We start from the raw sequence: 4,713 nt of genomic DNA, 5'->3' as shown, positions 1-4,713 counted from the left end.
CTTTGCGTCACCTTTGGCAACTTTCTGATACTGCGCAGCTGATACCGCCCTCGAAGCCCCGCTCCCCCCCATCCAGTAATCGATTGAGCACTTTAGCTTGCGGGGGTAGTAGACCCCGATCGCCGAAGCGTTGCCAGAAACGCGCCTTGGCCAAGGTGCGGTCGATTCTTGCGAGTGCCTCCTGAAGGTTGGCTATCAATGTGTCGAGAAACCACTCAAGCCAGTCGCTCAGATCGCGCGTACCACGCTGGCTGGCTTCGAGAATGTGATAATAGTCCTGACGCCGTTCTAGGATGGCCGCCGACATGGCGTAGAGTCGGATACTCTGCTGATCGGCCTGGGCTAGTGCCCGATCGGTAATAGCGCGGGCCAAACGACCGTTGCCATCTTCGAAAGGATGCAAGGTAACGAAATAGAAATGGGCGATTCCGGCTCGCAAAATAGGGTCAAGCGTAGGATCCTGGCGGCTAGCCTCGAACCATTCAAGAAACCTCGTCATTTCATAATCTAGAACGTTGCGGGGCGGTGCCTCAAAGTGCACTTTAGGTTTGTCGAGACGCCCTGAAATCACCTGCATTGGCTCATCGCCCCGCCATTGGCCGACACGCAGTGTTACCAGCGATACCTCAGCATCGGGAAACAACCAGCAATGCCATTTAAGGAGTCGCTCTCGGTTCAATTCGCTATCGGATTGACCGATGGCATCGAGCATCATTTCGGCGAGACCTTCCGAGCGAACTGAGGCCGCTCCAGATTCGTTTTTCACACCTAGCCTGCGCGCCAGGGATGAGCGTACCGAGGCCACATTGAGCCGTTCACCTTCGATCGCGGAGGACGCCACGATATTTTGCAGCAGAGTATCGAGCGCTAATGCTGGGTCATTACCCAGCGGCAGCCCTCCGACTCGACCCATTAACATGCCCAGCGAACGCCAAGCTTCATTGAGCTTTGGCTGTATTACGTCATCCTGCCAGTGGAAGTTCGGCCAGTCTGGCTGCTGCCAAATCCAGGTGGGTGGCTGTGGCCCCATGCAAGCACTCCGCTAGAAAATCAGTGAGCCGAATGCATTGCTTATTCGGCTCAAGCAATGAGCCGAATAATGGCACTATTCGGCTCATCCGACAAACGATTCACTTGTTGGAGAGCTGTCAGTGGGCTGAACTTGTCCGATTAGGGATATAAAATTCAATAGATATGCCTAAACTATGGACACAGCCGCGACGCCACCCAAACCAGCAGAGGAACATGGTTGTGAACCCCGAAGACCTGGAGCGACTCGTTACTCTACGCATGCCTTTTGGCAGGTACGAAGGCACACTGATCGCCGATCTGCCTGGCCCGTATCTCAACTGGTTCGCGCGGAAGGGGTTTCCCGAAGGGCAGATCGGGCGACTGCTCTATTTGATGCACGAGATCGATCACAACGGCCTGAGCCCGCTGCTCGAGCCGCTCCGCAAAGGCCGGACGGAGTGACACTGCGCTGCAAGGCTCGGCAGTGTCATGTTCTGAACAAGCAGAGCTTCGCCGTCAGCGGCGTCCACTACTCCCCGCCTAGATGTACGTCGCTGCCCGCGTAATTGCCGCTGGGGTACTTGCTACCCGCCGAGCGCTGGGTGTCGATACGAAGCGTCACATCGGTAGGCGTCGTACCGTACAAGGTTTCGATCTCCGCGAAGGCCAGCAGCATGTGCTTGTCGATGATGGCTGCCATGGCGTCCTTGGTGGCCAGGTAGTCGGCGATGGTGCTGTCGAGGCCGGTTTGCCGGGAGTCGCCAGGTTGCTCGGCGTTTTCTGAGGCGGTCTCGCCCTGGAAAGTGCTGGCCCTTTCGCCAACGTAGGCCCGCAGGGAACCGATAAGATCGTCGATTGCCTGCTTGTCGCCTTGGCGTGCCCGGGCCGCCAGGCCGCCGGCCCGGGAAAGATTGCGGATCAGTCTGTCAAAATCACTCATGCTGTATTCCTCATATTGCCCAGAAGGCGTTTTCGTCAAAGGCCTGCGCTATCGGTCATTCGTCGATTTTCTCTTCCACTTTCTCTTCAATCAGCCGCGTGTCGAAGGCCAGATGGCCGGCGATGTCAGTCATGGCATCGAACGGCCGCTCGTAGCTCCAAGCCACATCGGCAATCTCTCCATCCGCCCCTTTGATGCTGTAGTAGCTGGCGTCACCCTTGAACGGGCAGTGAGTCACCTTTGAAGAGCGGGCCAAGCGGGACATGTCGATGTCCTCGCGCGGAATGTACTGACGCGAGGGATAGCCGTTCTCTCGCAGCTCGATGGCGTTGTGGGTATCGGCGATGGGTGTCTCATCGGCCAATACCCGCACATGCCGAGAATGAGGGTTCAGAGTGATGTGGCCTTCAGGGTCGTGGATCATGTTGGCAAGCTCCAGAATTCGCGCTGTTTTATTGCACCGTCACAACGAGCTTACGACCGCTGCCGGCGAATACCAATACGTCTGGAAATAGATACGCGACTCTCGTCGTATTTCGCCCTATTCATGAGGCATGAAAGGATAAGCGGCTATCTGGAACGGTGGTGATGCACAGCTTGATGTCACGCCACGTCGCACAAGGACGCGTTTGCATGTTCAGTACCGCTGCTATTGTCATATCACTGCTTTGCTTGATGTTTTTCGCCTACCGGGGCTATTCGGTGCTGCTGCTGGCACCGCTGATGGCGACGCTTGCGGTACTGCTCTCCGGTGACATCGCCATGATGATGCCAATCTACACCGAGACCTTCATGAGCGCCCTCGGTGGATATCTTCTCAAGTTCTTCCCGATCTTTCTGCTGGGTGCGCTGTTCGGGCAGTTGATGGCGGATTCCGGGGCGGCCAGCACCATCGCCAACTGGATTACCCGGGTGCTCGGTGAAAGGCATGCCATCCTCACGGTGGTACTGGCTTGCGCCCTGCTCACCTATGGCGGGGTGTCGCTGTTCGTCGTGGCCTTTGCCATCTACCCCATTGCCCGGGAGCTGTTCCGCGCTGCAGATATTCCCAAGCGATTGATTCCGGCGACCATCGCTCTGGGCTCGTTTACCTTCACCATGACCGCCTTGCCCGGCACGCCGGCAATCCAGAATGCCATCCCGATTCCTTATTACGGCACCAATGCCTTCGCGGCACCGGGGCTTGGCATCATTGCGGCCATCATCATGTTCAGCGTGGTCTGGTGGTGGCTCAATAACCGCGCCAGCAAGGCCAAGGCCGCCGGCGAAGGCTATGGCGCGCATAACGAAGATGGTGAGGTCAGTCTCGATCCGGTCGAGAGCACCGGAGCGGCTCGGGATGCGATGCCCTTCTGGCTGGCCATCGCGCCGCTGGTGCTGGTGATCGGCGTCAATGCGCTATTCACCTACGGCATTTTTCCCAATGTCGATCTCAGCTATCTGAACAACGAGTTTCCGGATCTCGAGGTGGCCAATCAGACGGGGCTGTGGGCAATCATCATTGCACTGCTTGTTTCCTGTGCCTGGCTGATCGTGACCTGCTTGAATCGCTGGCATAACCTGCAGGACACGCTCAACCGCGGGGCCACGGGCTCGATGCTGCCGATCTTCAATACCGCCTCGGAAGTGGGATATGGCGCGGTCATTGCGTCACTGGCAGGCTTCATGATCATTCGCGATACGGTGCTAGGGATAGCACCGGGTAATCCATTGATTTCCGAAGCGGTGGCGATGACCACCCTGGCGGGCATTACCGGCTCCTCCTCTGGCGGGCTCAGTATCGCCCTGGAAACCCTGGGCAGCGATTATCTACAGCTGGCTCAGCAGGCGGGCATCAGTCCGGAGCTGATGCACCGGGTCGCGGTAATTGCCGCTGGCGGCTTCGATACGCTGCCTCATTGCGGCGCGGTGATCACCCTGCTCTCCATTTGCCGACTGACCCACCGCCAGTCCTACTTGAATATCGCCATGGTAACCATCGCCATCCCGATGCTGGCGGTCATCAGCATCATCACCTTGGGTACGCTGTTCGGCTCGTTTTAAGCATTATCATTTGCCACCATGCAACCGCCGATGCAAGGCATGTACTTCCTCGTCGAGCTCCGCAATGGGGCCCTCGACAGGGATGTCCGGCGCGATGGTCTGAATAGGTAGCGGTCGTACTGGCGGCGTACCGACGCCGAGATCGGCAAGCCAAGTCGTCAGCTGCTCGGAAGAGCTCACATAGACGATACGCCCTAGCCCTACCCAGCCATGGGCAGCGGCGCACATGGGGCAGTGTTCGCCGGAGGTGTAGACGGTCGCCTTGGCGCGCTCATCCGGCGTCATGTTCTCCGCGGCCCAGCGCGCCAGCGCGAATTCCGGATGCCGGGTCGAATCCCCATTGGCGATACGGTTACGATCTTCCACCAGCACCTTGCCCTCCGCGCTGACCAGCACACTGCCAAACGGCTCATCACCGGCTTCCAGGGCTTCGGTGGCCAGTTCTATGCAGCGGCGCAAATGTTGTGTTTCGCTCTCGTTCATTGTTGCTCCCGTGGTTTGAATAAGGGGAACCGATACTGTAGACCATAACCGTTTCAAAGAAGCATGAGCCGATCATGAACTGCGCCTTCCGTGACATCGCCAAGCGCCAGCTTGGCTGCCAAAGGAACTGTTATTTTCATCATCACGAAGGCTTAAGAATGCGCTGCGCTCTTGCCCCTCAACCTCTTGACCCCTTCGATAATTCCCAAAATTACCGCGCCGACAATCAGACCAAA

At 57.7% G+C, this 4,713-nt stretch carries 6 protein-coding genes; 2 read left to right on the top strand and 4 right to left on the bottom strand.

Annotated features, from left to right (window positions below; all coding sequences use genetic code 11):
- Positions 1-7 precede the first annotated feature (7 nt).
- Complete coding sequence (locus tag CH74_RS17520; RefSeq protein ID WP_053070822.1) at positions 8-1,030, bottom strand: Fic family protein; 1,023 nt, start codon at positions 1,028-1,030, stop codon at positions 8-10.
- Positions 1,031-1,251: 221 nt separating this feature from the next.
- On the opposite strand from CH74_RS17520, the gene CH74_RS17515 reads away from it, so the two are divergent.
- Positions 1,252-1,473, top strand: coding sequence for a DUF3820 family protein (locus CH74_RS17515; RefSeq protein ID WP_048308828.1), 222 nt, complete (start codon positions 1,252-1,254; stop codon positions 1,471-1,473).
- A gap of 67 nt (positions 1,474-1,540) precedes the next feature.
- Here CH74_RS17515 and CH74_RS17510 read toward each other — a convergent pair whose 3' ends face one another.
- A complete protein-coding gene (locus tag CH74_RS17510) occupies positions 1,541-1,951 on the bottom strand; it encodes a hypothetical protein (RefSeq protein ID WP_048308827.1) in 411 nt (136 codons plus the stop codon).
- A gap of 55 nt (positions 1,952-2,006) precedes the next feature.
- Positions 2,007-2,375: a DUF427 domain-containing protein gene (locus CH74_RS17505; protein WP_048308826.1), complete on the bottom strand. Its 369-nt coding sequence runs from the start codon at positions 2,373-2,375 to the stop codon at positions 2,007-2,009.
- A gap of 209 nt (positions 2,376-2,584) precedes the next feature.
- On the opposite strand from CH74_RS17505, the gene CH74_RS17500 reads away from it, so the two are divergent.
- The gene (locus CH74_RS17500; protein ID WP_048308825.1) at positions 2,585-3,994 is read left to right on the top strand and encodes a GntP family permease; all 1,410 of its coding nucleotides are present in this window, start codon (positions 2,585-2,587) and stop codon (positions 3,992-3,994) included.
- Positions 3,995-4,000: 6 nt separating this feature from the next.
- Here CH74_RS17500 and CH74_RS17495 read toward each other — a convergent pair whose 3' ends face one another.
- The gene (locus tag CH74_RS17495) at positions 4,001-4,477 is read right to left on the bottom strand and encodes a nucleoside deaminase (protein WP_048308824.1); all 477 of its coding nucleotides are present in this window, start codon (positions 4,475-4,477) and stop codon (positions 4,001-4,003) included.
- Positions 4,478-4,713 lie beyond the last annotated feature (236 nt).

It is taken from the genome of Halomonas sp. PR-M31 (assembly GCF_001039575.1).
GTDB lineage: Bacteria > Pseudomonadota > Gammaproteobacteria > Pseudomonadales > Halomonadaceae > Modicisalibacter.
This window is presented reverse-complemented; position numbering and strand designations above follow the sequence as displayed.

Excerpts from the sequence above, each read along its gene's own strand:
- CH74_RS17505 (WP_048308826.1), bottom strand. The coding sequence starts at position 2,375 with ATGATCCACGACCCTGAAGGCCACATCACTCTGAACCCTCATTCTCGG.
- CH74_RS17520 (WP_053070822.1), bottom strand. The coding sequence starts at position 1,030 with ATGGGGCCACAGCCACCCACCTGGATTTGGCAGCAGCCAGACTGGCCG.
- CH74_RS17500 (WP_048308825.1), top strand. The coding sequence starts at position 2,585 with ATGTTCAGTACCGCTGCTATTGTCATATCACTGCTTTGCTTGATGTTT.
- CH74_RS17495 (WP_048308824.1), bottom strand. The coding sequence starts at position 4,477 with ATGAACGAGAGCGAAACACAACATTTGCGCCGCTGCATAGAACTGGCC.
- CH74_RS17510 (WP_048308827.1), bottom strand. The coding sequence starts at position 1,951 with ATGAGTGATTTTGACAGACTGATCCGCAATCTTTCCCGGGCCGGCGGC.